General features: G+C 55.0%; 19 protein-coding genes, 1 other RNA gene and 2 pseudogenes. 9 read left to right on the top strand and 13 right to left on the bottom strand.

Annotation, left to right across the window (positions count from 1 at the left end):
• The first annotated feature begins 81 nt into the window (after positions 1-81).
• From MUN86_RS03620 to MUN86_RS03610, 3 genes are all read left to right on the top strand, one after another.
• Positions 82-1,482, top strand: a complete 1,401-nt coding sequence (locus MUN86_RS03620) for a mercuric reductase (RefSeq protein WP_245121839.1) — start codon at positions 82-84, stop codon at positions 1,480-1,482.
• Positions 1,483-1,544: 62 nt separating this feature from the next.
• Positions 1,545-2,081, top strand: coding sequence for a GNAT family N-acetyltransferase (locus MUN86_RS03615; protein ID WP_245121836.1), 537 nt, complete (start codon positions 1,545-1,547; stop codon positions 2,079-2,081).
• A gap of 67 nt (positions 2,082-2,148) precedes the next feature.
• The gene (locus MUN86_RS03610; protein ID WP_245121833.1) at positions 2,149-2,616 is read left to right on the top strand and encodes a hypothetical protein; all 468 of its coding nucleotides are present in this window, start codon (positions 2,149-2,151) and stop codon (positions 2,614-2,616) included.
• A 2-nt stretch (positions 2,617-2,618) separates the two neighbouring features.
• On the opposite strand, the gene MUN86_RS03605 is transcribed toward MUN86_RS03610, so the two are convergent.
• From MUN86_RS03605 to radC, 7 genes and pseudogenes are all read right to left on the bottom strand, one after another.
• Complete coding sequence (locus tag MUN86_RS03605; protein ID WP_245121830.1) at positions 2,619-3,380, bottom strand: hypothetical protein; 762 nt, start codon at positions 3,378-3,380, stop codon at positions 2,619-2,621.
• Positions 3,381-3,581: 201 nt separating this feature from the next.
• Positions 3,582-5,279 (bottom strand): ribonuclease Y, encoded by a 1,698-nt coding sequence (gene rny / locus MUN86_RS03600; protein WP_245121828.1) that lies wholly within the window; start codon positions 5,277-5,279, stop codon positions 3,582-3,584.
• Between the two features lie 134 nt (positions 5,280-5,413).
• A complete protein-coding gene (locus MUN86_RS03595; RefSeq protein ID WP_245121825.1) occupies positions 5,414-5,704 on the bottom strand; it encodes a cell division protein ZapA in 291 nt (96 codons plus the stop codon).
• 36 nt (positions 5,705-5,740) lie between these two features.
• Entirely contained in the window at positions 5,741-6,037 is a 297-nt protein-coding gene (locus tag MUN86_RS03590) for a hypothetical protein (protein WP_243800066.1), read from the bottom strand.
• Positions 6,038-6,178: 141 nt separating this feature from the next.
• A pseudogene (pheT, locus tag MUN86_RS32220) lies at positions 6,179-8,613 on the bottom strand (phenylalanine--tRNA ligase subunit beta).
• 204 nt (positions 8,614-8,817) lie between these two features.
• Positions 8,818-9,464: pseudogene (locus MUN86_RS03580) on the bottom strand (DUF1684 domain-containing protein).
• 131 nt (positions 9,465-9,595) lie between these two features.
• On the bottom strand, positions 9,596-10,351 hold the full coding sequence (gene radC, locus MUN86_RS03575; protein ID WP_280640590.1) for a RadC family protein: 756 nt from the start codon (positions 10,349-10,351) through the stop codon (positions 9,596-9,598).
• 156 nt (positions 10,352-10,507) lie between these two features.
• Here radC and MUN86_RS03570 point away from each other — a divergent pair, with 156 nt between their 5' ends.
• The 5 genes from MUN86_RS03570 to MUN86_RS03550 all read left to right on the top strand — a co-directional run bounded on the left by MUN86_RS03570 (position 10,508) and on the right by MUN86_RS03550 (position 15,037).
• Positions 10,508-11,767 carry a metallophosphoesterase gene (locus MUN86_RS03570; protein ID WP_245121822.1) on the top strand — a complete coding sequence of 420 codons (1,260 nt, stop codon included), beginning with the start codon at positions 10,508-10,510 and terminating at the stop codon, positions 11,765-11,767.
• Positions 11,768-11,971: 204 nt separating this feature from the next.
• Positions 11,972-12,601 carry a DUF4097 family beta strand repeat-containing protein gene (locus MUN86_RS03565; protein ID WP_245121820.1) on the top strand — a complete coding sequence of 210 codons (630 nt, stop codon included), beginning with the start codon at positions 11,972-11,974 and terminating at the stop codon, positions 12,599-12,601.
• A gap of 106 nt (positions 12,602-12,707) precedes the next feature.
• Complete coding sequence (locus MUN86_RS03560) at positions 12,708-13,394, top strand: carboxypeptidase-like regulatory domain-containing protein (RefSeq protein ID WP_245121817.1); 687 nt, start codon at positions 12,708-12,710, stop codon at positions 13,392-13,394.
• Between the two features lie 227 nt (positions 13,395-13,621).
• Complete coding sequence (uvsE, locus tag MUN86_RS03555) at positions 13,622-14,662, top strand: UV DNA damage repair endonuclease UvsE (RefSeq protein WP_280640589.1); 1,041 nt, start codon at positions 13,622-13,624, stop codon at positions 14,660-14,662.
• Between the two features lie 36 nt (positions 14,663-14,698).
• Positions 14,699-15,037 (top strand): hypothetical protein, encoded by a 339-nt coding sequence (locus tag MUN86_RS03550; protein ID WP_245121812.1) that lies wholly within the window; start codon positions 14,699-14,701, stop codon positions 15,035-15,037.
• Positions 15,038-15,228: 191 nt separating this feature from the next.
• Here MUN86_RS03550 and MUN86_RS03545 read toward each other — a convergent pair whose 3' ends face one another.
• On the bottom strand, positions 15,229-15,630 hold the full coding sequence (locus tag MUN86_RS03545) for a hypothetical protein (RefSeq protein ID WP_245121809.1): 402 nt from the start codon (positions 15,628-15,630) through the stop codon (positions 15,229-15,231).
• 267 nt (positions 15,631-15,897) lie between these two features.
• On the bottom strand, positions 15,898-18,513 hold the full coding sequence (locus tag MUN86_RS03540; RefSeq protein WP_245121807.1) for a T9SS-dependent M36 family metallopeptidase: 2,616 nt from the start codon (positions 18,511-18,513) through the stop codon (positions 15,898-15,900).
• 470 nt (positions 18,514-18,983) lie between these two features.
• Here MUN86_RS03540 and MUN86_RS31070 point away from each other — a divergent pair, with 470 nt between their 5' ends.
• The gene (locus tag MUN86_RS31070; protein ID WP_280640588.1) at positions 18,984-19,112 is read left to right on the top strand and encodes a hypothetical protein; all 129 of its coding nucleotides are present in this window, start codon (positions 18,984-18,986) and stop codon (positions 19,110-19,112) included.
• A 110-nt stretch (positions 19,113-19,222) separates the two neighbouring features.
• Here the strand turns inward: MUN86_RS31070 and MUN86_RS03535 are convergent, their stop codons facing one another.
• The 4 genes from MUN86_RS03535 to MUN86_RS31060 all read right to left on the bottom strand — a co-directional run bounded on the left by MUN86_RS03535 (position 19,223) and on the right by MUN86_RS31060 (position 23,774).
• Positions 19,223-20,740 (bottom strand): TonB family protein, encoded by a 1,518-nt coding sequence (locus MUN86_RS03535; protein ID WP_245121804.1) that lies wholly within the window; start codon positions 20,738-20,740, stop codon positions 19,223-19,225.
• Positions 20,741-20,886: 146 nt separating this feature from the next.
• Positions 20,887-21,256: a transfer-messenger RNA gene (gene ssrA, locus MUN86_RS03530) on the bottom strand.
• A gap of 335 nt (positions 21,257-21,591) precedes the next feature.
• Complete coding sequence (locus tag MUN86_RS31065; RefSeq protein WP_280640587.1) at positions 21,592-22,962, bottom strand: prolyl oligopeptidase family serine peptidase; 1,371 nt, start codon at positions 22,960-22,962, stop codon at positions 21,592-21,594.
• Complete coding sequence (locus MUN86_RS31060; protein WP_280640586.1) at positions 22,947-23,774, bottom strand: prolyl oligopeptidase family protein; 828 nt, start codon at positions 23,772-23,774, stop codon at positions 22,947-22,949. Before MUN86_RS31060 ends, MUN86_RS31065 begins: the two co-directional genes overlap by 16 nt.
• Between the last annotated feature and the right edge of the window lie 57 nt (positions 23,775-23,831).

Here is a 23,831-nt window from a genome sequence, read left to right as displayed (position 1 = left end):
GCCGCAGGCTCGACAGTTGCGTACAGTCTTAAAAGGTAGCCGCCACCGAGGTGGCCCCTCATTGTCCAAACTTCGCGTTTTATGCCCAATACTTCTTACGATGCCCTCATAATTGGCTCCGGTCAAGCAGGTAATCCGCTTGCCACTGCCCTTGCCGATGCCGGCCAACGGGTAGCCCTTATCGAGGAAAATCTGCTTGGCGGCTCCTGCATCAACTACGGCTGCTCCCCGGTAAAAGCTATGCTGGCGTCTGCTGAGCGAGCCCACCAACTGCGTACCGCCACCGACTTTGGGATTAAGGGTGCCGAACTCAAAACGGATATAGCGGCCGTGGTAGCCCGCAAAGACGAGATAATCGAGGCGATGCGCGAAGGTGTCCGTAGTAACCTCACCGAAGAACACAAAGGTATTACGGTGCTCGAAGGGCACGCTGCCTTCACCGGACCACGCAACATCCTCTTTACGCCTCCTACTGGCCCGCTCCAAGAACTTAGTGCCAAGCGCATCTTTATCAATACCGGCACGCGCGCTGCCATTCCCGACATTGAAGGGCTGGACGGCTTGCCGTACCTCTCCACTACGCAACTGCTTGACCTGAAAGAGTTGCCCGAGCACCTGCTTATTCTGGGAGGTGGCTACATCGGCTTAGAGTTCAGCCAGATGTATCGGCGCTTCGGTAGCAAAGTCACTATCATCGAATCGGGCACCCAACTGTTGGAGCGTGAAGATGATGATGTATGTGAAGCCCTCAGTAAGATCTTAACTGATGAAGGAGTAGAGATTGTGCTTGGCGCCGACGTGCGGCTCGTCTCGCGCAACGAGCAAGGTGTCTTCACGCTCACGGCCAGCACTAAGCAAGGCGAGCGGCGCCTGCGCGGCACCCACTTGCTCATAGCCACTGGCCGCACTCCCAACACCGATACACTTGGGCTTGAACAAGCTGGTATTAAGCTTGATGAGAAAGGCTTCATCGAAGTAAATGAGTGCCTGGAAACCAACGTCCGCGGCGTATTCGCTCTTGGCGATATACATGGCGGCCCTCAGTTCACCCACATCAGCTACGACGACTTCCGTGTTGTCCGCGACAATCTACTTACACGTGGCAAGCGCCGTTCGGCCAAGCAGCGGCCCCTCCCCTATTGCGTGTACACCGAGCCGCAATTGGGCCGCATCGGGCTAAACGAAAGCCAAGCGCAGGAGCAAGGCCTCGACTACCGCGTAGCCGTTATGCCCGTTCACACCATCGGGCGTGCCCGCGAAACTGGCCGCACCGAAGGTTTCTGGAAGGTGCTAGTAGACCCGCAAGATCGAATTATGGGTGCCGCCATACTCTGCGCGGAAGGCGGAGAACTGATGACTATGTTTCAGCTTGTTATGATGGGCAAACTAAAATACCAGGAGCTTCAAAATATGGTTATTGCCCACCCAAGTTGGGCCGAGGGGTTGAATAATGTGTTTGCCAAACTAGCCAAACCAGATTAGTGGAAGCTGTTACTTTAGGGCGTCATTCCGGGCTACTATAGCTCCGCTTTACTTCGACGCGCATGAAGATATTTGCCGAAACAGAACGCCTGTTGCTACGCGAGCTTTTACCCACCGACGCACCAGGTATGTATGCGCTCGACTCCGACCCGGCAGTTCACCGCTACTTAGGCAATAACCCAGTTCAAACCATCGAGCAAAGCCAGGAAACCATAGCCTTCATTCGGAAGCAGTATACAGAAAACGGCATTGGACGCTGGGCGGTCATTCAGAAAGCAACCAACGAGTTCATCGGCTGGGTGGGCCTCAAGCTGGTGCGCGAACCTATCAACAACCACGTCGATTTCTACGATGTAGGCTACCGGTTTATTCGTCAGCATTGGGGCCAGGGCTTTGCCACAGAAGCTGCTCAGGCCTCGGTAACTTATGGCTTTGAGGTGCTAGAGGCGCCTATGCTTTACGCCATAGCCGACATGCAAAACGTCGCCTCGCGGGCGGTGCTAGCTAAGGTCGGACTACGCCATGTTGCAGTTTTCGATTATGAAGGCGTACCCACGGCTTGGCTGGAAGCACGGCGCCCGTCGCTAAACGAGGGCTAGGTTAGTTACCAAGGCTGTGAGACAAGCTGCTTTATACTATTAACCTGAAACCCGACTTCTCTGGTTTATGCAGTTAAAATCGTGCTTCATTGTTCTGACTTGTCTAAGCGCAACGCTGGTAGCTTGTGAACAAAAAGCAGCCTCTTCTATCACTCTTACAACTCCAGCGCCAGCCGTAGCACATGATACAGTTCTACCACAAGCCACTCTGCCGTTAGCCGAGCCTACCTACGAAGGCACGTACACAGTACAGGACACAGCCGTATGTTCCTTATCCATTACTATCACCAAGCAAGCCGATACGTACAGTTTCACGACAAGCACAACGCGCGGGCTGGTTCAGATAGAAAAGCAGGACTCTGAAACTTATTTCACCTTTCTCGGACTAAAAGGCACTGACCCGAAAGCCGACGTGGAGGCAGTTTGGCAGGACACCGTGCTCGTCATCCAGAACTATGGTAACTCCATGAATGAATACCTACGATTTGCGCAGTGTGACGCCAAGTATTTAGAGCTGGTTCGGCAACAACAATAGTTTTATTCGCTTTTCTGAACGAATAGGTGCGGGAGCAAGATTACACTTACCGCCACAAACCCTCGCCCGTCTTTGATAAGGCTGCACTCATAGGATTCATTCGGGTCATATTTGTGTCGGCCCTCACTGGAACCTCCTATCGAAGTCTGCACCCGCAGCCAGGGCACTGCTCCATCTTCGCGGCCAAACCGCCAGAATAACATCGGCTCCATGCGCGTCATATGGCGAAGATCAAACGGTTGGTTGTCGTAGATGAGCGAGGAAAACGTGACGCGTGTAAGGCGGTATGCAATTCCCATTGTAACCCAGGGAGCACGATAAGACGCAGAAGCTTCGCCGTACAGTTTGTGGTAGCGCGCTCTGAAGGCGACGTCTTCACCCGGTGAAACAAAAGGCCCAACATCGAAATAGCCACGGCTGCTGCGGGCTTGGCCATAACCACCCAGTCCGCTCAGCAGCCAACGCTCTCCGAGTGGGTAATAGCCGCCAACTCCCACTTCATATTGCCGAATACGGAAGTAAGTGGTATCCCGATCATCGGTTTTGATACCTCCGGCGGCCCGCACCAGCAGATGCTTTACCGGTGAATAAGTAGCTCCCGCCTCCCAACGCCCGTTCAGAAACGAAGTCCCCTGCACTTCCACCTGGCCTTTGTCGCGAATTTGCGGAGCCGCTGGCAGCATAGGAGCATATACAGAGCAACTGCTCAACGCAAGTAGCAATAGCAGCGGGACAAAGGAAGAACGAAGTAGCAGTTGAAGCATAAACCCAAGAATAGTAAAACAAGATAATGGAAGTCTGCCCATTAGAGGTAAGTTTTCAGGCAGCGCTAGAAGGTTAAATAACTCAGACCAAGCGCAGTAGCAGGATACTTAATAAAGCAGTTTAGTTGCACCGTTGAAAAGCAAAAAAGCTGCTGCGGCCGAAACCACAACAGCTTTTGTATTACTTGCTTAGTCTTGTTACTACTTGGCGTAAGCCACAGCGCGCATCTCGCGGATTACCGTGATTTTGATCTGGCCAGGATACTGCATTTCCTTCTCGATTTTCTGCGAGATTTCGTAGCTCAGCTCCTGTGCCCGCTCGTCCGATACGTTGTCGGCATTGACCATCACGCGCAGCTCACGGCCGGCCTGGATGGCATAGCACTGCAACACCCCGTCGAAGCTTACGGCGGTTTCTTCGAGTTGCTTGAGGCGCTTGATATAACTTTCCATCATCTCGCGACGAGCGCCAGGACGGGAGCCGGAAATGGCGTCGCAGGCTTGCACAAGTGGTGAAATCATGGCCGTCATTTCCATTTCGTCGTGGTGGGCGCCGATGGCGTTTACCACGTCGGGGTGCTCTTTGTATTTCTTAGCTAGCTCCATGCCCAAAATAGCGTGGGGCAGTTCGGGTTCTTCGGTGCTTACTTTGCCGATGTCGTGCAGGAGGCCGGCGCGCTTGGCGTGCTTCACATTGAGACCCAACTCGGCGGCCATAGTGGCGCAAAGGTTGGCTACTTCGCGAGAGTGCTGGAGCAGATTTTGACCGTAGCTGGAGCGGAAACGCATGCGGCCCACCATTTTAATCAGTTCAGGGTGCAGCCCGTGAATGCCAAGGTCGATGATGGTTTTCTCCCCGATTTCAACAATTTCCTCGTCGATGTTTTTGCGGGTTTTGGCCACAATTTCCTCGATGCGGGCCGGGTGAATCCGGCCGTCTTTCACCAGCAAGTGCAAGCTTAGGCGAGCCACTTCGCGGCGCACCGGGTCAAAGCCCGAGATGATAATGGCTTCTGGTGTATCGTCCACAATGATTTCCACACCGGTAGCGGCTTCCAGCGCCCGGATGTTGCGGCCTTCCCGGCCGATAATCTTGCCTTTTACGTCGTCGGATTCGATGTTGAACACCGACACGCAGTTCTCAATGGCGTGTTCTGCCGCGGTGCGCTGAATGGTTTCCAGCACCACCTTCTTGGCGTCTTTGGTAGCCGATAGTTTGGCTTGCGCCACTACGTCTTTGATGTAGGAAGAAGCCTGAATTTGCGCCTCGTTCTTCAACGACTCTACTAGCTGCTCACGTGCTTCGGCAGCCGTCAGACCCGAAATGGCTTCCAGCTGGCTTTGCACTTGGTGCAGTTGCTCGTTCAGGTGGTGGCGGGTCTGCTCTAGTTCGGTTTCCACTTCTTCTTCGCGCTGCTGAAGCTTCGCTAGCTGCGCTTCCAGCGTGGCGCGGCGCTTCTCGTCTTGGGCCTCTAGCTTCTCGCGCTGTGCCTGACTCTGCGATTCTATGCGCTCCCGGGTGGCATCCAGCTCGGTTTCTTTGCGCTGAATCTGCTCTAGCTGCCGCTGCGTGGTGTCGGTGAGCTTTTTGATGGCTTGCTCCTGCTCCACTACGGTGGCGCGGCGCTCGGTAAGCTCCTGTTCTAAGGCCTGCTTTTGGCGGCGGCTCTCTTGCTCAAACTCCTGCTTGAGGGTGCGAAACTTGTCTTTCGACTGCTGAATCCGCTCGTCGCGGGTGCGGTTGGCTTGCTGCTCGGCTTCGGCCAGCAGTTGTTGAGCGCGGGCTTTGGCCTCGGCTTCGTGGTCCTTGTTGGCCTTTCCGGCCAGCAAGCGCCCCACCACGATGCCGACCACAAGGGCCAGCACAGCGGCTAAGACAATATAGACAGTGGTGGACATGAGCTATGGTTTTGGAAGGATGATTGAAAACCATAACCAGCAGTAGGGCCGTATGCCAAACAACCCCGCCGCGCCTGTCGCACTGTCGGGGTTTCAAACTAAAATTACGCTGGTGCGTCGTCTGTTTCTCTTTTTCAGACGAGCACCACTCCTGATAACAACTCATCGAGACGCGCTAGGCGTTCGGTTAGTACTGTATCAGTACCATCTTTTTCCTTGCTGACTTTCAAACGGTCAGCCATCGTGGACAGCGCAATCATGGCCAGCAGGTCTTGCTTGTCCTGAATGCCGTATTGCTCGCGAAATTCCTTGATCCGTTCACCTAATAGGCGACCAGCCATACGCAACCGTTCCTCGTCCTGAGGTTCGACGCGCATTGGGTAGTCCCGATCGGCAATACGGATTTTAATGGATAGTTCGCTCATGGGAGCAGTCGTGGGTGGGGTGGATGGTGGTTGCGGTTACTCCCTCAAATAGGCAAGGCACTTATCTATTTCGCGGATGTATTCGTTGAGGCGCAATTTTAGCTCGTTGACATTGGCCGGTTCTCCGGCTATGGTATTGACAAGTTTAACTATATTCTCCTGATTCTGGAAATCCTTGAGTTGCCGCTCCCGGTCGCGCACGTCGGCCCGAAGCTGCTCGACAGTAGTTTGCGCATCAGCCAGTTCCTCGCGCAACCGCTGATAGGCAGACACTAAGGTGTTCACCTGCCGCTCCAGGCGGTCGAGTTGAGCAAGCTGCTGAGAGGAGGCCATGCGAATGGATATTTTTGCCTGAAGCTACGATGTAACACCTAAATACCGGGAATCCGTTCTGCAACGAGCAACACAAGTTTTCAGCAGAAACCCGAATCACTCCGGACTACTTGCGCCACTCGTTGCTGAACTAGTTTCGTACTACCGCCGGATAACGGCGCCGGCCTGCAACTCGAATTGCTGAATCAACCGTTGCATCACCGAGTCGATGGCTTGATCGGTGAGGGTTTGGGTGGTGTCCTGCAGCAGGAAGCTGACGGAGTACGACTTCTTACCCGCGCCGAGGTTCTCGCCCTCGTACACGTCGAACACATTCACCGATTGCAGCAGCTTCTTTTCGGTGCGGCGGGCAATCTGCTGAAGTTGGTCGAAGGTGATGGTTTTGTCGACCACCAACGACAAGTCGCGGCGGACTTCCGGGAACTTCGGTAGCTCCCGAGCTACTAAGCTGTTCTTGTATTTCTTTATCAGCCAATCCCAATCTAGCTCGGCGTACCACACTGGCTGCGTTACATCAACCTGCTTAAGCACTGCCCCTGACACAGCCCCGAGTTGCGCCACCGGCTGGTTTTGAACAAGTAGCGTGAGGCCACCGGCCAAGTACGGATGCTGCACCGGCTGCGAAGTGGGCGACCCGAAGCCAAGCGCCGCCAGCACTTGCTGCACCGCCCCCGCCAACTGGTGGTACGTCGCCTTCTCTGATTTCTGCTGCCATGTTTCGGCGGTGGTATTGCCAGTCAGGTAAATAACGAGTTGATTCTTTTCCTGATACTGACCGTCGGCTACGCGATGGTAGGTTTTGCCGAACTCGTAGAGCTTCAGGTCGCGCTGGCGGCGGTTGATGTTGTAGCGCACCACTTCCAGGCCGCTGTGCAGCATGGTGGGGCGCATCACATCGAGGTCGGCGCTGTTGAAGTTGAGCAGCGGCACCAAGGCTTCATTTTTCTCGCCCGGCTTCTGGAAGTAGGCGGAGTTCGTGATGGAGTTGGTAATGATTTCCGAAAAGCCCATGCCACTCAGCAGCCGCGAGATATTCTGGCGCAGAATTTCCGGGTCGGGCTTCGCGAAGCTAGCGAGGAACGACGCCGAGTTGTGCGGCCGCAAGGCCACATGGTCGAAACCATAGATGCGCAGGATTTCTTCGATAACGTCTGCCTCGCGGGTCACATCCACCTTGTGCGGCGGCACCGACAGAATCCACTCGGCGTGGCCGTTGGCGTCCTGGTTTTTTTCGGCAATCAAAATATCGAGGTCCGTGAGTATCTGACGGATCCGCTCGGGCGCAATGAATTGACCCACTAGCTTTTCGACGCGGGGCAAACGCAGGCGTACCGGCGTGTGGCCGATATGCGTCGGGTACTCGTCCACGATAGGCGCGGCCACGGTGGCTCCGGCCACTTCTTGCAGCAGTAAGGCCGCCCGCTTGAGAGCGGGTAACACCATATTCGGGTCAGTGCCTCGCTCGAAGCGGAACGAAGCATCCGTTTTCAACTGATGCGTCTGGCTGGTTTTGCGTACGGCGGCAGGCTGGAAGTAGGCGCTTTCCAAAAACACACGAGTAGTTTCGTTGGACACGCCTGACGTCTTACCCCGAACACGCCGGCCAGCGCCATCGGAGCGCCGTTGCCGTCGGCAATAACCAAGTCTTCCGCCTTTAAAGGGCGCTCAGCACTGTCGAGGGTGACGAACTTTTCCCCTGCGGCGGCCCGCTTTACTCGAATTTGGTTGCCCGTAATCTGGTTGGCGTCGAAGGCATGCAGAGGCTGGCCCAACTCGTGCAGCACGAAGTTGGTTACGTCTACCACATTGTTGATGGGCGAAAGGCCAATGCTGCGCAAACGCCGCTGCAACCACTCCGGCGACGGACCTACCTGTACGTTTTCCAGTAGCACCCCTGCGTAACGCGGGCAAGCTTCGGTGTCTTCAATCGTGACGGCTACGTTTTGGCCTGCTTCAGTGGGCGCGTGAAACTTACTGACGTCGGGCAGGTGGCAGGGCTGACGCAGCAAAGCGCGCAGTTCGCGGGCCACGCCATAGTGGGAAGCCGCGTCGGCGCGGTTGGGCGTTAGGCCGATTTCGAACACCGAATCAGAGCCAAGGCCGAAATAATCGGCGGCGGGTGTTCCATTGGGCAAGTCGGTATCGAGCACCATGATGCCGGCGTGGGACGTACCGAGCCCGATTTCATCTTCGGCGCAGATCATGCCTTCGGAAGCGGCACCCCGGATTTTCGACTTCTTGATTTTGAATGGCTCGCCTTGGCTTGGGTACAACACGGTACCGTCTAGGGCCACTACCACGCGCTGACCAGCAGCTACGTTGGGCGCACCGCATACTATTTGGCGCGGCGTGCCGTCGCCTACGTCTACCGTAGTGAGGCTCAGTTTATCTGCATCGGGGTGTTTTTCGCGGGTAAGCACGGTGCCGAGCACCACGCCGCGCAGGCCACCCGGTACACTTTCCAGCTCTTCGATGCCTTCCACTTCCAATCCGGAGCCCGTCAGCAGCTTGCCGATTTCAACGGCGGGTTGGTCGGTGGGGATGAGCGTGCGGAGCCAGTCGAGGGATATTTTCATTGTTCGATTGTCGGTTGAGAATTGCCAGCCGCGAGTGGCCCGTTATCAGTTGAGTGAACAGACTGACAACAGGCAACTCGCAGCTGGCAATTGCTATATGGGGCAAAGGTACGGATTCAGACGAGCGGCTTCAACGCCCGAAACACAACTGGATTTGCGGCCGCAACGAGGGAATCAGCCGTTGCCGCCTATGCGGATAGGTTCTTAGTGCGATTCTCCTTCGCCGTGTGCAGCGTGGTCGTGGAAGGTTTGCTCGCCGGCTTTGATTTCCACGGCCAAGCGGTTGTCTTGGGGTGGCACGGGGCAGGCGAAGCCGTCGTTGTAAGCGCAGAAGGGATTATAGGCCTCGTTGAAATCGAGCGTAATTTCGGTGTCGCCGGCGGCGGGTTTGGCGGCATCGAGGTAGCGGCCGCCGCCGTAGGTAGCAAAGCCGTTAGTTTTATCGGTAAAGGGAATGAAAAGCGTGGAATCTTTGCCGTCGGCTTTCAGAAACAAGGTTAGTTTCTGCGGTTGGTTATCAAGCGCAAAGGAAGCTTGCCCCACCGCAGGTATTTGTCGGCTTTGCCATCCGTCAGGGGTATCTCCACCGTATCGCGCTGGCTGAAAGGCTCGAACTGCGCTTCCACTCGATAGGCTATGTTGGGCGCGTAGTAGCGCAAACTATCGAAAACATTGCGCTGCTCCTGGCTCAGCGGCGAGCCTTGTACCCGGCGGAAGCTGTCGGATTTTTCTAGCCGAGCTTTGCGCAGCCGGGTAGCGTATTGGTTGTCGTTGAAAACAAGGTCTTTCAGGAAATAACCGAAGACAATCAAGAGGCCGAGGCCGATAAGCAATTTAGGATTGAGGCGCATGGGTACAAAGGTAGTTAAGCAGTAGCGCGAAAAACCTGTTTCGCAACGAGTACGGTGAGTTCTGGTAAGTGCGCGCTGCGTCAGACGCTACCAAATTCTCTCCTTTATCAAGCACAAAACAACTTTCCGGGCTACAGCATTCCTTCGTCGGCGAAGCTGAAATAGCCAGCGTCGGTGTAAATCAGGTGGTCGAGGATGGGCAGGTCCAGAAACTGGCCGGCTTCTTTGAGCTTGCGGGTGAGGGCAATGTCGGCGGCGCTGGGGTTACGATTGCCGCTGGGGTGGTTGTGCACCAATATCACCGACGAAGCCAATTGCTCTAGGGCCTCCTTGAAAATCAGCTTCGGATCGGCGACGGTGCCGGCTACTCCCCCGCGACTGACACTGACGGTGCGCATCACCACGTTGGCGCGATTGAGTAGCACCACCCAAAATTCTTCGTGCGGCAAATCCTGCAAATGGGGCTGCACCACGCGGTAAATATCGCGCGAGTTGGTAATGGTAGTGCGGGCCGGCGCGTCGGCTTCTTTGCGCCGCCGGCCTAGCTCCAAGGCTGCCACAATGGTAATGGCTTTGGCTTCCCCAATGCCCTTATGGCGCATCAACTCCTTGATGGACAGCCGGGCCAGGGCATTCAAATCGTTGTTGACGGCTTTCAGAATCAGCTTAGACACATCCACGGCCGATAGTTTGGCGGTGCCCGACCCCAACAAAATGGCCATCAGTTCGGCGTCGGATAAAGCGGCGCGGCCCTTTTGCATCAGCTTTTCGCGGGGCCGGTCTTCCTCGGCCCAACTCTTGATGCCGAACGAAGCTGGGGTTTCGTAGCGCACGGGCGCGGCTTCGTCGGCAGGCTGATTTTCGGACAGATGGTCAGGGTTTTGCATGCGGCATCGGGATTGCAGGGCCCGGAAAATAAAGTAAAAACCCCATTCCACCGTCTGCGTTGTTACGCTCGGCGGTTTTGTAGTTGTTGGGACAAGCAGCAATGCTTGCTCGCCCACCAACTTTTCCTTCCGACCGACGGATCTTCTTCCCCTATTATGCTTCGCTCCCTCACTGGTATTCTATTTCTGCTTTTGTTTTTAATGGCTGAGTGGTACGGCTTTCAAGCTGTCCGCACGGCGCTTCATAGCGCGGCTCCGGTAGCCCGCAAAACGGCCGGCTATCTGTACTGGCTAGTTACCGCCCTAGTCTGGGGCCTCGGCATGTGGTCCATAGCCACGCGCGGACAAGGCCACGCACCTTACAAAGCGTACATGACCAGCGTGTTGCTGTCGTTGTTGCTGTTTAAGCTGGTTGTGCTGTTGTTCTTGTTTCCCGAAGACCTGGTGCGCGGCGTGCGTTGGGTAACCAGCCGTATTTCGGGCACTCCTACTGCTACCGGCACGGGGCGCGCTATTCCGCGCAGTGAGTTTCTGAGCAAGCTGGCTTTGGTGGTAGCCGCCGTACCTTTCCTCTCGTTGATTTGGGGCGTGGTAAAAGGCGGTACCGATTATCAAGTGAAGCGCGTGACGTTGCGTTTCCCCAACCTGCCCGCTTCGTTCGACGGCTTCAAGCTGCTTCAGATTTCCGACTTGCACACCGGCAGCTTCGCTTCAACCGAGCCCTTGCAACGAGCCGTGGCGCTTATCAATGAGCAAAACGCCGACCTCGTGGTGATGACCGGCGACTTGGTGAATAACATTGCCACCGAAGTGGAAGACCATATCCCGACGCTGGCCCAAATTCAAAGCAAGTTGCCCAAGCTTTCCATTCTCGGCAACCACGACTACGCCGACTACGTGGACTGGACCGAGCAAGGCGGCATCGAGGCCAAGCGCGCCAACCTGGAACGGCTCAAGCGCAACCATGCTCAAATCGGCTGGAAGCTGCTGCTCGACGAAACGCACCACTTAGAGCGCAACGGCGAGAAAATTGCCATTCTCGGTATTCAGAACTGGGGCGCTGCTATGCGCTTCCCCAAGTATGGCAACCTAGCCAAAGCTCACGCTGCCGCGGCTCCTGACGCGCCGTTCAAGATTTTGCTCTCCCATGACCCCTCGCATTGGGATGCGCAGGTGCGCCCCGAATTCCCGGACATCGACCTGATGCTGGCCGGCCACACCCACGGCATGCAGTTCGGTATCAATCTACCTTTCTTGAAATGGAGCCCGGTGCAATATGTGTATAAGCAGTGGGCGGGTCTTTACCAGCAAGGCAAACAGTATCTGTATGTTAACACCGGCCTTGGTTTCCTTGGCTACCCCGGCCGGGTAGGTTTCCTGCCCGAAATAACGGTGTTTGAGTTACGCCGCGCCTAAACTAGAACTCAGCGTTTTCTGCGGAACCCTCCGTGTCCTTTTCGGGCTAAAATCACTACTGGTAAGCAAGAAAGCAGCCGCGACAATGACTTGTCGTGGCTGCTTTCTTTTTAGGCAGTCAGAAAAGAGCCTAAGTAACCGCTGTGGAGCTTAGGGCGTATACGCGCAAACTCACAGTCTCTCCCTCTTACCAATTCCACACTAATGAAAAAGCTTCTGTTCGTTCTGCCGGTTGCGGCAGCCTTTAGCCTCGCTTCGTGCGGCGACAACAAAACCGCCGAAACCACTACCACTACCGAAACTCCTACTACTAGCACCGCCGCTACCGGCGACATGGACGCGCAGTATCGGACCCGGGCTCAGCGCATTGCCGATAAGATGGCCGCCGATATGAAAATCACGGATACGGCCATGGTGTCGCGCATCCGGACCACCTACTATACTCGTGCGCAACGCCTTGGGGAACTGCGCACCAAATACGCCTCCGACACGGCGGGCATGGCCGCCGATATGCGCAGTGCCTACTCGGAAACCGACAACGAGTTCAAAGGCTACTTGCCAGCTGAATCGTACACAGCTTACGAAACCAGCCGCCCGACCTATTACGAGGAAGACTACATGGACGACGCCAGTGCGCCTGCTGAAACCGATAACACGGCCAGCGCATCTACCGAAACAGGTAGCAGCAGCGACGGCGAAGGCGGCAAGCTGAAAGTGAAAGCCGACGGCGATATAAAAATCAAAGATGCCGAAGGCAACAAAGCCAAAATTGATGGCGACGACGGCACCGTAAAACTGAAGCCCGAAAACGGCAAGGACGTCAAGATTAAATAGTTTTGTCTTGCCCTAAGTGCCTTTAAAGCCCGCATCTGCAACGGTGCGGGCTTTTTTTGTCTCTGTTATGAGATAACTTGCCCGTTGCTTGCGTTTGTATAGGCCAATGAACTTACCGAAATCTATTTCAAGCGGAATTGCTGCAAGTACGCCGAGTTGGTGGCTGTTTGCATGGCTGTTGTTCTTGCTGTTGCCACTAGGAGCCGCCGCACAGGTGCGCGTAACGGGTTCGGTATCAGAGGCGGGCACGAAACGGCCTGTGCCCGGCGCAGCCGTGCTGGTGCAGCGCAGTGGCCGGGGCGTGGTAGCCGACACCGAAGGCGACTTCCGTATTGAAGTACAAAACACCGATACGCTGGTATTCCGGGCGGTGGGTTTTAAAACGCGCCGCTTTCCGATGGGCGGCACCGGCTTATCCCAACTCGTTATTCAGGTGTCGTTGATGCGCGACAGTGTGATGCTAGGAGAAGTGCGCGTAACGGAAGGCCGTCCCGACCGTGCAGCCATCAACAAAGCGCTGCGTAACATCAGGCGCCCAAGCACGGCGCCAACCAGTGCTGTAAAGCGTCCACCCGCGCCCAAGCCCTTGTTTAAGGTAGATTCCACGGCACCAGCAGCCCCCACTCCTAGCCTAGCCAGTCCCGTCAGTCTGATTTACGACCAGTTTTCGCGGGCCGGCAAAGAGCGCCGCAAGATGGAAGAAATTCAGGCGGCCGAAGCGGCCGAAAAAGCCCGCAAAACCCGCCAGAAGTACAACAAGAACTTCAAAGACAACCGAGGTTACGAGCCGTAACCGTGCGTTGCACTAGCAAGGCAAATTCTATAGTAACTAGCATAGCAACAAGCCCTTGACGCTAGTATTGGCAGCAAGGGTTTGTTGCTTTTCACGGCTCGAAGTTGTTACGAGAACAGCTATTATGAGCCCTGACCTCACCAAAGCACTGCATTAATCTACCTGTTCAGCGACTTACTCAACCATAGTTTACCAACCCGTCGCCCCACTACCGCGTAAGCCCGAAGATGAAAATCGGGTATCCTTGCATGAATAATTCGCTGGACTGCACCTCGGCGTCCACGTTCCGGTTGGCTTCCTACTCCGACGAGCGAGTAGAGCAAACTGTGGCATCCAACCTGGCTTGCCTGAAACGCATTCTAGAATATAATCTGGAGCACGGGCTGATGTTCTTCCGGATCGGCTCCGATATTGTGCCGTTCGGCTCTCACCCCGTCAATACTTTTCCTTGGCAAACCCGCTTCGCGCCGGAATTCAAGGAAATCGGCGACTTCATCAAAACCCACAACATGCGCGTATCAATGCACCCCGACCAATTCGTGGTGCTCAATTCGCCCAACCCTGACATTGTGGGCCGCAGCATTGCGGAGCTAGTGTATCAGGGGTCGATGTTGGATTTGATGGAACTGGATAGCACTGCCAAGCTTCAAATTCACCTCGGCGGCCTCTACGGCGACCGAGACACGGCCATTGCGCGCTTCATTGCTGTGTGGCACACGCTGCCTCCGGCCGTGCAAATACGGGTGGTGGTCGAAAACGACGACCGGCTATTCAGCTTGCGCGACTGCCTAGAGCTGCACGCCGCCACCGGTATTCCCATCCTCTTCGACAACTTCCACCACGAGTGCCTCAACAACGGCGAGCCCATGGCCGAGGCCCTGCGCTTAGCTGCCGCCACCTGGCACCCCACCCGCGACGGCATCATGATGATGGACTACAGTTCACAGTCGCACGGCGAGCGGCGAGGTAAGCACGTAGCGGCCATCGAAGAAGATTTGTTTCGGGACTTCCTTCGGGAGCTCGGCGATTTGGACGTCGACATCATGCTCGAAATCAAAGACAAGGAAGCCAGCGCCCACCGCGCCTGCGGCTTAATGCGCGAATTGTCGCTGCTGCCACCTGCGCCAGAGGGCTACGAGCCGCCTGTGTTTACACCCAAGCAGATTTTGGAAATTGATGCTACGGCGCCCAAACCTCGGAAGCCCCGCGCCAAGAAAGAAAAAGCGCCTGCTGAAGCAGAGCAGCCAGAGGCTACGGACGGCAAGTAGCTGCACAGAATACATTTCTTTTACACTTCCCCTATTATGAACCACGAACTCCTAGGCGCCACCATTCACGCGCTGCGAAATGGCCTGACCACTATTCCTATCAGCGGCGCCCTCGACAACACCGAAACCTGGCAGCAGCATTTGCTACAAAGCGGCGAGCCAGCCCTGCAAGATGTTGGGCGGGAAGTAGGCAACTTACAGTCGTTGCTTAGCAGCGGCAACCTCAACCCCGACGCCATCGGCAACTCCCTGAGCATGCTCGGTATCCAAACCAACCAAGCCGCTGCCAACGCTTCCCCCGATTTTAAGAGTCAGCTCCAAGAACTTGGCGACCTGCTGATTCAGCTTGGATCTAAGCTCCAAGCCGCCGAATAATACTTTCCAACCTCGGTACTACTCCACACCTAACTGCTCAAAAGCCCCTGGCGCTACCATAGCGTCAGGGGCTTTTTGTTGTTTTCGCTGAAAGCCGCAGCCCCCGCTCAGGCTATAAAAGCTCTAACGGGGGCTGGGCTGCGCGGCTAACAATCAACAAAGGATGGCTACCGGAGCTGTATGCAATACGACTACGGACGTGGCGTGGTCGTTTCGGTGGTGCGCCTGCTAGGCACGGTTTCGCGCCGCTGATTTACGCTCGTATTGGTGGGTTGGGTGGTAGCGGGCTGCACAACGGTGCCAGTGCGCTGGTCTACGCGTTGTTCTGTGGTGCCAGTGCGCTGGATGATGGGCGCCTGATCGATGGTGCTGGCACCTATCTGCGTGGGGCTACCAGTGCTCATTTGTGTGGGGTTCGTGGTAGTAGGGGTCCGTTGGTCGATGGTGCCGGGATTGGTAGGGCTGGCCGCTGGCACAGTGGTTTGATTCATGATGCCGCCTCTCTGCGGTGTAGTGGGCGTAACCTGAGCGTGAGCAGTGGCGGTGGCACCCATGATGAGGGCAGCAGCTATTATTAGGTTTTTCGTTTTCATAGGAATGGCAATAGTCAAGACAAAACACACGCGGCTCGAAAGCCATTGTTGAGGTTTGTACGTCCACGGCCTAACAAAAACCGGGAAACCCAAAATTTTGTAAATCACAATATTCTACTGGTCAATTATTTAGGATTAATCTTCCTAACAAACTTTACTGATGCTCTGCTTTCATACAACAGCTTTTATCAATAAAAAACCCCAGTAAGCTGTGGCCTACCGGGGTTTCCTTGTGGTATTAGAGTAGCTGGTTATAACGCTTCAGCCTTAACGCTGAATCTGAACCTTCTTGGTGAAGGTACCGGCCGATGAACGCAGTTGCACAATGTACAAGCCTGGTGCCAAAGAGCTGGTGTTGAGGTGGAACCCACGCTGTAGCTCTGCCGATGGAGCGGCAGCCGTTTGCACTGATTTACCGAGCATATCCAACACGGTCACTTGTACCGGCGTTTTGCTGCTAACAGGCAGACGTACAGTCAACTCGCTGCTGGCGGGGTTCGGATATACTTCCACCATCTCATCGCGCTGCTGCTGCGACTGAGTAGACAGTACGCGGGTCGGAATCAGGTAGCCCGCTACTTGGTCGGTGAGGACGTTGCTGGAGCCTTGCACGGCGTCAATCCCCATACCCCGGCGAGCGAATACCTGCCAGATTAAGTAGGTGTTCGCCTTGTTGTTATAGATGGAGTCGGCTTTCAAGATGGCGTCGCGGCCGTCGAGGAAACCGGGGCGGCACACTTGCAGCTTCAAGCCATCGAGTACCAGTTTGAGAGCAATGTTGTTGCCACCGGTTTTGGCTTTCAGGTTGCGGTTGTAGCCGTATTTCTCGATCAACTTCCAGTTCAGGTCCCAAAGAGTAGCTGCCCATACCGAGCCGTTAGCGTGCACCGCCGTGTAAATTCCCGTTCCAATCAAAGCATACGTCTGGTTGTTAACGGCAAAGTCGGTGGAGTAGCGCTGGGGCCGGATGCCTAGGCCATCAGCAGGAGTCGACTGAGCGTAGTTGCCGATGCCACGAGGAGTAGCGCCTTGGTCGCCAGGCTTGGTGGTCATCCACAGGCCAAAGAAGTCGCTCCAGCCTTCGCCCATTTGCTCGGCATTGCCGAGGCAGCTTGAGTTGGCTGGTCCACCCGTGAGGCGGTTGGAAATACCATGGCCGTACTCGTGGGCAATGATGCCGTTGTCGAAGTCGCCGTCGCGGGGAATGCCAGCAACCAGCGAGCCACTTGGTGTGTTGCCCGCGGCCAGAGAAGCTTTGAGCGCATTGCCATCAGCCAGCGAAATCATAACCGATGGAATGCCCGTGTTGGTGGTATCGGCACCAGCGCCCATAGCAATAGGGTCGCCAGGAACGTTGTTCACCACTACCACGCCTTTGGCACCAGCTAGTTTAGCGTTGCGAACTTTAGCAGAAAAATCGCAGGAGCCACGATCCAGAACGGCTATTTTACCGCTGATGGCATCGGCATTGATGAAGGGGTTGGTGCAGCCTAAGCTGGTAGCGCTAGCGTCGTTTACCAGCACGAACTGCCCGGTGAGCGGAACGTTGGGAACGAGTTGCTTGCCAAACGAGGCAGTTGTTGTCTTATAGGTGCCAGCAACTGATGAGGGTGACGTAATGACAAGGGAAGCTGGTGCCGTCCACAAATACATCTGCATGCGGGGCCGAGCGCCATCTACTGGCGTCGAGAAGTTGGCGTTGTTCAGGCCGGCACCATCCTGGGCTTCAGCGCGTACATCGTCGTTGCCTAGGCCCGTGTCGGTGTAGTTTTTCACCTGGAAGTTACCACTGACCTCGTCGAAGCCGTGGGTTGCCATGACGTCGTGCATCATGTTGTTCCAGTAGAACAAGTTGGTGATAGCCGCGTCCTGGTTAGCTAGCGGAACCTGCGTTTGGTCGAAAGGGAAGTCGAACGCCAAGTCTGTGCCACCGTCGGGGCTATAGCCGGGCGTGTTTACATTCGCCCGGTCGTCATACGCATGCACGTTGTTGCCGCGCGTGATGGTGTACTCCGGTCCAGTCACGCCGTTGGTGTCATGCCAGCCGAACGGCGAATATGTTGGATCAGCGGGGTTTACCACTAATTGGCGAGCACCGTAAAGCGGGCTTTCCACCGTGATGGGATAAACATTGTAGCTATTGGGCGTAGCCGCCGCGCCGCTCGTCTTAGGGTCGGCTCCAACAACTGCTAATGCTCGCTGAGTCAACTCCAGGAAATTGACGGGCTCAGAAACTGTATAATCGGTCTTGTCTACCAGTTGGCCCGTGCGTGCATCTACGCGCACGTTCCAGTAGTGCTCCCCACTTTTGGGAGCAATAGTCACGTCCCATACCAGTACCAATTCGCCGCTTGGCCGCGCTTGGTACATGAGCTTCACAGGGATAGGGTCCAGCGAAATGCCACCCTCCGAGAAGGTCAACCCCTCGGCAGAAGCACCGGGCTTGGTTACAGTTAGGCTGCCAGGCGCAGGCAAATTCAGTACACGGGCAGCAGCAGCTACGGCTTGTACCGCCGAAAGAGAAGGCACAGTAGCCGCACTACGAGCCGCCGACGCTAGGTTGGCCACGAAATTGGTGTGCATGCTCACCACTTTCTCATTCTGGTCGAGGTGCAGGTCAGCTTCGGCGCCGTACACTTCAATGCCCTGATAGCGCTGACGCAGGTACATGTGGGTGATGTTGGAGCCAGCATCGGTGTACGAGCTAGTCACGGCTGGATTAGCTACATCCGCCTCGCTCAAGCCGAGCTTGGCGTACTGACTGCTCACCTGGCGCATAGCGCTGCTGAGCGGAGTGGTTTGCGCCGCTGCAATACCTGGCATAGCTAGCAGAGCAGCTACAACTAAAGGACGACAGATAGTTGGCGTAAAGGATGTTTTCATAGTATGATTTAAGGTGGAGAAATCAGGTCAAGTACTACCTAAAGCGTAGTCCTCAAACCTATCCATGAAATGTGACAATAGAAAATCTATTCCTTTATATAATTCCGGCTTTTACCATCGACACGTCCAAACGCAGTGCCTGTTGATCTGCTAGTTTGCATTTCCTAATTCATTGGCCACTACTCAGAGTCCAATGGCTTATCTGCAGCCTAGCGCGCAAAAACAAAAGCTTATTCCAGCGGCAGTGTAAGTGCACACAGCTAATCCAGCCTAGGTAGCAATACATCCTTAACAACAAAGACGCTTTTATGACTATCCTGCTATTACAAGCATAAGGCCTTATACTATTCGCCTGCTATATATAGCTGTTAGTCAACATAAGTTGCCCATTAGTCTAGAAATTTTCGGGATAGAAAAATCTGTAATTATACTGCAGGCCGTATATCAATTTCCACTCAAAAAACCCCGCCATGCCTGAAAAACGCCGACGCCGACGTTCGAAAAAACGGAAGGTAGCAACGAGCACAATAATTGGTTTCCTGCTCGTCACGCTGGTTTTCTCGTTTCTTACGTATGCCGTGTCCACCTACGGTTGGTAACCAATCCTTGGTTATAAGAGTCTTTTGCAAGTAGTAACACACTATATTTCATAAGCCCGGCCTAACAAGGCAGGGCTTTTTTGTGCCTACAGAGCATAGTTTACCGCTAGCTATTCCACTAGCAATTTTCCTTTCACCACGGCGGTGGGACCGGCTACCTCTACCACGTACACACCCTTCTCCAACCCCGCTACCGACAGGTTGACGTTGAAATCAGTGGTTACCATATGTACAGATTGGCGCACCAACTGGCCGCTGGCGTTATACAGGCGTAACGTCGCCTGACCAGGCCCAACGCTAGCGGCTTTTATAAGTGTGGTAGCAGTGGCAGGATTGGGATAAATGCGCAAGCCACTCACCGAATCGGCGGCCAGAGCTGTGAGCGGCCTAGCTCTTGGTACCACAATATCGGCATAGGCGAAGTGCTGCACTCGGTAGGCTTGGCGGGCGCCGTTGCTAATGATGCACTGCAGGGGCAAGCCAGCAGCATCGTATGTGTAGGCAAATGCTTTGAAAAGTCGGCCGTTCTGTGTTTCGGTCACTAGATTATGTGGGCCGCTACGCTCCAGTTCAAACTGATACCAGCGTTCCACAAACAAATCCTCAAATGGGTTGGGGTTGGTATCCTGCGTGAAGGTGTAGGAAGTGGGCCGCTCAAAATTCCTGTAGCCATAGCTAAGCACCGCCGATTTGATGATGGAATTCTGGGCTGAAATCGTGTAGTCGATGGCACAATACTGCTGCCTGGTAGAATCCTGGATGGGATTGTTCGGCACTTTACGCATCGTGAGTGACACTACGCGGTTGCTTTTCTTCCCAACTTCTTTCTCAGTAAGTCGGGTTTCTTCTACCAATCTCCACCGGTCTTTCATCAAGATAGAAAGCAGAATGGCGCTTAACTGTCCAGTGCTTGTGTACTCATACACATACTTGGTATGGTCGCTGGTTTTGGAAGCTAGCAAACCGTCGGGCCGGTAGTGATAGCGCAGCTGCTGGGAAGAAGCTGGTTGGCCATTGTTTAGGTAATCAAGCCGGTGCGTTTCAGGCCGTCCTTGGCGGTCATAAGTGAAATAGTGCTGATAGATAACAGTTGTCTTTTTGTCGGGGTTGTACGTGGAGTCTCGGAAGCCAACCAGCTTAGACACTACAGTATTCTCGGCTGACGCTAAAGCCTGTGGCTGCACTGGTGGGCCCGAACTTAGCACCAGCGCGGCTGCCCGCGAAGTTGTGGTACTAGTCATCCGGAAGGTTACCGGGCATGTGAGCGTCCCACGCACTGGCTTACCATTGGCTTGTGCAGGCGTGAAAGCGCCTAAGCTTTTAACGGCCTGCAATACGGCGTCATTCAGTAAAGGCGAAGGTGAACTTACAATATGTGTCTCCCCTACCGAGCCATCTGCTTCGACCACAAACGATACAATCACCCTACCACTAACCTGAGCCCGCAACGCGGCGGCCGGGTAGTGCGCATTGCGCTGTAAATCAGCCATCATCTGGTCGGCTCCACCTTTATACTGCGGCGTTTGATCGGCAGCACTAGTGGCAGTTGCCTGAGGCTTTTGCTGCGCCCATACTTGGGTAGATGCTACACACAAACTGATAAGCAACGCGTAACAAAATGCAGCCATAGAAGCAGGGTTAAGAAGCTACTCGTCAGTAAAGTAGCAATAAAACCTTGGTTCATGGGGCTATTCGAATTTATGTTGCTACGGCCCTTCAACAACTCGTACTCCAGGAAAACAAAAACGCCGCCCCAGACTGGAAGCGGCGTTTTCTGTGGAGCTGCAGGGATTCGAACCCTGGTCCAGACAAGGAAACCATCGAGCTTTCTACGTGTGTATCTATGCTTGAATTTTCGAGGAAGCCCAGGCGCACATCAGGCCCTTGGTCTCCCTTAGATGCAGTTGAGTTTCGCACCGAAGTCACACCTCCTTCGGCACTATCTTCTACTTACGACGCCCCGAACTCACCCGTGTAAAAGAAGACGGATGCGGGACGATGACATTACTTAGTACCTAGACTAAGCAGCCATGGCGTAGCTATACTCGCCGGTTGTTTTTCGAATGATTTTTTGGCGGGAGATTCACTCAACTCCCGACACGCTTACTCGTGACTTGCACAAGCTGTCAATTCCGGTCAGCCCCAAATTAGAAAGAACGAGACCCGCCACGAATAGCGGGGTGCAAATGTACGCATATCAGCCAGAAAACGTTGCAAACAACCGAAAATGTTCCCGTTTATGATTCCGTCCCGAGAGGAATCTGAGTGTGTTTCTTCAGTGACTTCACTCAGGTTCCTGGCTCTGCTCGGAATGATACTAACAGTCCCACTAGCTCTACGAGGCAGTTTTTGGCTTTCCTTTTTTCGGTAGCATGAAAGCATATTGCGCAACTTCAGTACATGAACACACGAGTTGCTTCTGCTCCTGACTGGTGTGCTAGGCTGTTGCCTATCGTTCTTCGTGTTTTAGATGGTTGCTTTATTTCACGGCCGTAGTGAGCGGTTGAAAGCCCGGGGCGCCCGTCTGCCAGAGTCCAAAGGCCAGCAAGTCGGCTATGCTTTCGAACTGCTTCCGCCTGGAATCGCCGATACCGTGGCCAGCGTCGTAGTCGGTGAAGAATAAGATAGGCTTCCCGGAGGTGTTGCTAGCTTGCAGGCGGGCCGCAAACTTGGCCGGTTGCCAGGCAATTACGCGCGGGTCGTTGAAGCCTGCCGTAACGAGTGTGGCGGGGTACTTGGTGCCGGGCGTGAGGTGCTGGTAGGCATCCATTTCCAGAAGACCCTTGGCCTCCTCTTCTTTTTGCATGGTGCCGAATTCCGGAGTGTTGGCGGGGCCGTTAGGCGAATTTTCCATGCGCACGGCGTTCAGAATCCCTACTTCTGGAATGGCTACCGCAAACAAGTCCGGCCGCTCGGTCATGGCCCGGCCAATGAGGATGCCGCCCGCGCTGCCGCCGTTAATGGCCACTTTGCCGGGGCTGGTGTACTGATTCTTCACCAAGTAGTCGGCGCAGGCAATGAGGTCTTTCCAGGTGTTGGGCTTGGTCGTTTTCTGCCCTGCTTTATGCCAGGCTTCGCCTAGCTCCCCACCCCCGCGCACGTGCGGACAAGCCAGAATACCGCCTTGCTGCGTCCAGAGCAAGAAAGTCGGCATGAACGTAGGTTCCATTGCCCGGGAATACGCGCCGTACCCGACCATAAGGGTAGGAGCATTGCCGTTGCGGGGGGTGCCTTTCTTGTACATAATGGAAAGAGGCACCAGCGTGCCGTCGTGCGAGGGCACCATTAGTTCCTTTACTACCAAGTCGGTAAATTCTGGGTATTGCGCCTCCGACGACAGCGGTTCGGCCACAAACTTGCCGCCGGCTACGTCGTAGCGGTAGCGCTTACGGTCAGTGGTCCAGCCGCCCATCGTCACCCACAGGTCCGACGACTTCGTGTTTTTGGCTACCAGCTCCAGCCGGCCCGCGGCTTGCGGCAGCTTCAGTTCACGCACAGCTTTCGAATTCTTCGCAACGAAATACAGTTTGGCTTCCACCCCGTTCTTGGTACGCACAAAATACAATCCATCCTTCGTCGCCTTGAGTTGCTCATCGTTGATGGCTTCGCTGGCCGACTCGGGAACCAGCAGCTCGGCCGTGGCCACGTCGGGGCGGGCAACTGGCGTGCGCATGATTTTCTGACGCGGCGTGTCTTTCGAGGTTGTGAAGTAGAGGTATTGCTCGTCGGAAGCTACGTTGGTTACTTCCTGCTCCGGCTTAAACAATAATTTCCAAGCTATTTGGGGCTTCTTCAGCTCCGTAGGTGGAGCGTAGTAGGCTTTCAGATACCGATCTACGGTGTATAGCATTCCGATAAGTAGCTTGCTTTCCTTCTCGTAGAAGGCGTAAGAATACTCTTCTGGCTTGATAGCCAGTTGGGGGCTACTTTAGCTGAAAACACCGGCTTGTCTTGACTTTGTGGCGTGCCCACGCGATGCACAAATGATTGAGTGTTCAGGCGAGCCGCGGGGTCTTTCACGTCGGCGCTATTGAGAGGCGTGTACGTGAAGCTATTGTTGTCGGGCAGCCAATCGCCGGTCCCGCCCAACGACAGCGGACTGATGCGCTCGGGGTAAAGTTTGCGGGTTTTCACATCCATGATGTGCCCCTCCCCTATTTCTGCGCCTTTTTGACTGAGGGCGAAGGCCACTTTGGAACCGTCGAAAGAAGGCGTGAAGGAACTGATAGTATAGACTTTCCCCTTCTCGAAATTCTCGGGGTCAAAGAGCAGCACTTCAGCACCCGCATAGCCTTCGCGGCAGTAGAGTTTGGGCTGTTGGTCTTCGGGCCGCGACTTGAAGTAAAAATATCGGTCGTTGTCGGTTACGCGCAAGTCGTTCACGCGGGCAGCCTTGCGCTTATCGAATTCCACCATCTGGTCGATGAGCTTCTGCCGGCCCGGAATACCGTCTAGGGTTTTGCGAGCGTACTCGCTCTGGGTTTTCATCCAGGCGGCCACTGCCGGGTCTTTTAAGTTCTCTAAGTTACGGTAGGGGTCGTCTACCTTCACTCCGAAGTACATGTCGGAAGCCGGCACCGAGGGTGCTGCAGGTGGGGTAGGCTGCCCGATGGCAACCGTGGTCAATAAGCCTAGCAAGGGGGTGAAGTAGTGTATTTTCATACAGAAGGGTGTAGACAGAAAACCAATAGAAAACCGAGGGCCGCAGCCGGGCCAACC

The organism is Hymenobacter volaticus (assembly GCF_022921055.1).
Classification (GTDB): domain Bacteria; phylum Bacteroidota; class Bacteroidia; order Cytophagales; family Hymenobacteraceae; genus Hymenobacter; species Hymenobacter volaticus.
The sequence above is the reverse complement of the archived record's forward strand: the minus strand, read 5'-3'. Positions and strand labels throughout refer to the sequence as shown.

Coding starts and splice junctions, on each gene's coding strand:
- MUN86_RS03540 (WP_245121807.1), bottom strand. CDS start 18,513: ATGAAAACATCCTTTACGCCAACTATCTGTCGTCCTTTAGTTGTAGCT.
- MUN86_RS31065 (WP_280640587.1), bottom strand. CDS start 22,962: ATGCTATACACCGTAGATCGGTATCTGAAAGCCTACTACGCTCCACCT.
- MUN86_RS03605 (WP_245121830.1), bottom strand. CDS start 3,380: ATGCTTCAACTGCTACTTCGTTCTTCCTTTGTCCCGCTGCTATTGCTA.
- MUN86_RS03590 (WP_243800066.1), bottom strand. CDS start 6,037: ATGGCCTCCTCTCAGCAGCTTGCTCAACTCGACCGCCTGGAGCGGCAG.
- MUN86_RS03620 (WP_245121839.1), top strand. CDS start 82: ATGCCCAATACTTCTTACGATGCCCTCATAATTGGCTCCGGTCAAGCA.
- MUN86_RS03565 (WP_245121820.1), top strand. CDS start 11,972: ATGAAAAAGCTTCTGTTCGTTCTGCCGGTTGCGGCAGCCTTTAGCCTC.
- uvsE (WP_280640589.1), top strand. CDS start 13,622: ATGAAAATCGGGTATCCTTGCATGAATAATTCGCTGGACTGCACCTCG.
- MUN86_RS03610 (WP_245121833.1), top strand. CDS start 2,149: ATGCAGTTAAAATCGTGCTTCATTGTTCTGACTTGTCTAAGCGCAACG.
- radC (WP_280640590.1), bottom strand. CDS start 10,351: ATGCAAAACCCTGACCATCTGTCCGAAAATCAGCCTGCCGACGAAGCC.
- MUN86_RS31070 (WP_280640588.1), top strand. CDS start 18,984: ATGCCTGAAAAACGCCGACGCCGACGTTCGAAAAAACGGAAGGTAGCA.
- MUN86_RS03550 (WP_245121812.1), top strand. CDS start 14,699: ATGAACCACGAACTCCTAGGCGCCACCATTCACGCGCTGCGAAATGGC.
- MUN86_RS03615 (WP_245121836.1), top strand. CDS start 1,545: ATGAAGATATTTGCCGAAACAGAACGCCTGTTGCTACGCGAGCTTTTA.
- MUN86_RS03535 (WP_245121804.1), bottom strand. CDS start 20,740: ATGGCTGCATTTTGTTACGCGTTGCTTATCAGTTTGTGTGTAGCATCT.
- MUN86_RS03545 (WP_245121809.1), bottom strand. CDS start 15,630: ATGAAAACGAAAAACCTAATAATAGCTGCTGCCCTCATCATGGGTGCC.
- rny (WP_245121828.1), bottom strand. CDS start 5,279: ATGTCCACCACTGTCTATATTGTCTTAGCCGCTGTGCTGGCCCTTGTG.
- MUN86_RS31060 (WP_280640586.1), bottom strand. CDS start 23,774: ATGAAAATACACTACTTCACCCCCTTGCTAGGCTTATTGACCACGGTT.
- MUN86_RS03570 (WP_245121822.1), top strand. CDS start 10,508: ATGCTTCGCTCCCTCACTGGTATTCTATTTCTGCTTTTGTTTTTAATG.
- MUN86_RS03595 (WP_245121825.1), bottom strand. CDS start 5,704: ATGAGCGAACTATCCATTAAAATCCGTATTGCCGATCGGGACTACCCA.
- MUN86_RS03560 (WP_245121817.1), top strand. CDS start 12,708: ATGAACTTACCGAAATCTATTTCAAGCGGAATTGCTGCAAGTACGCCG.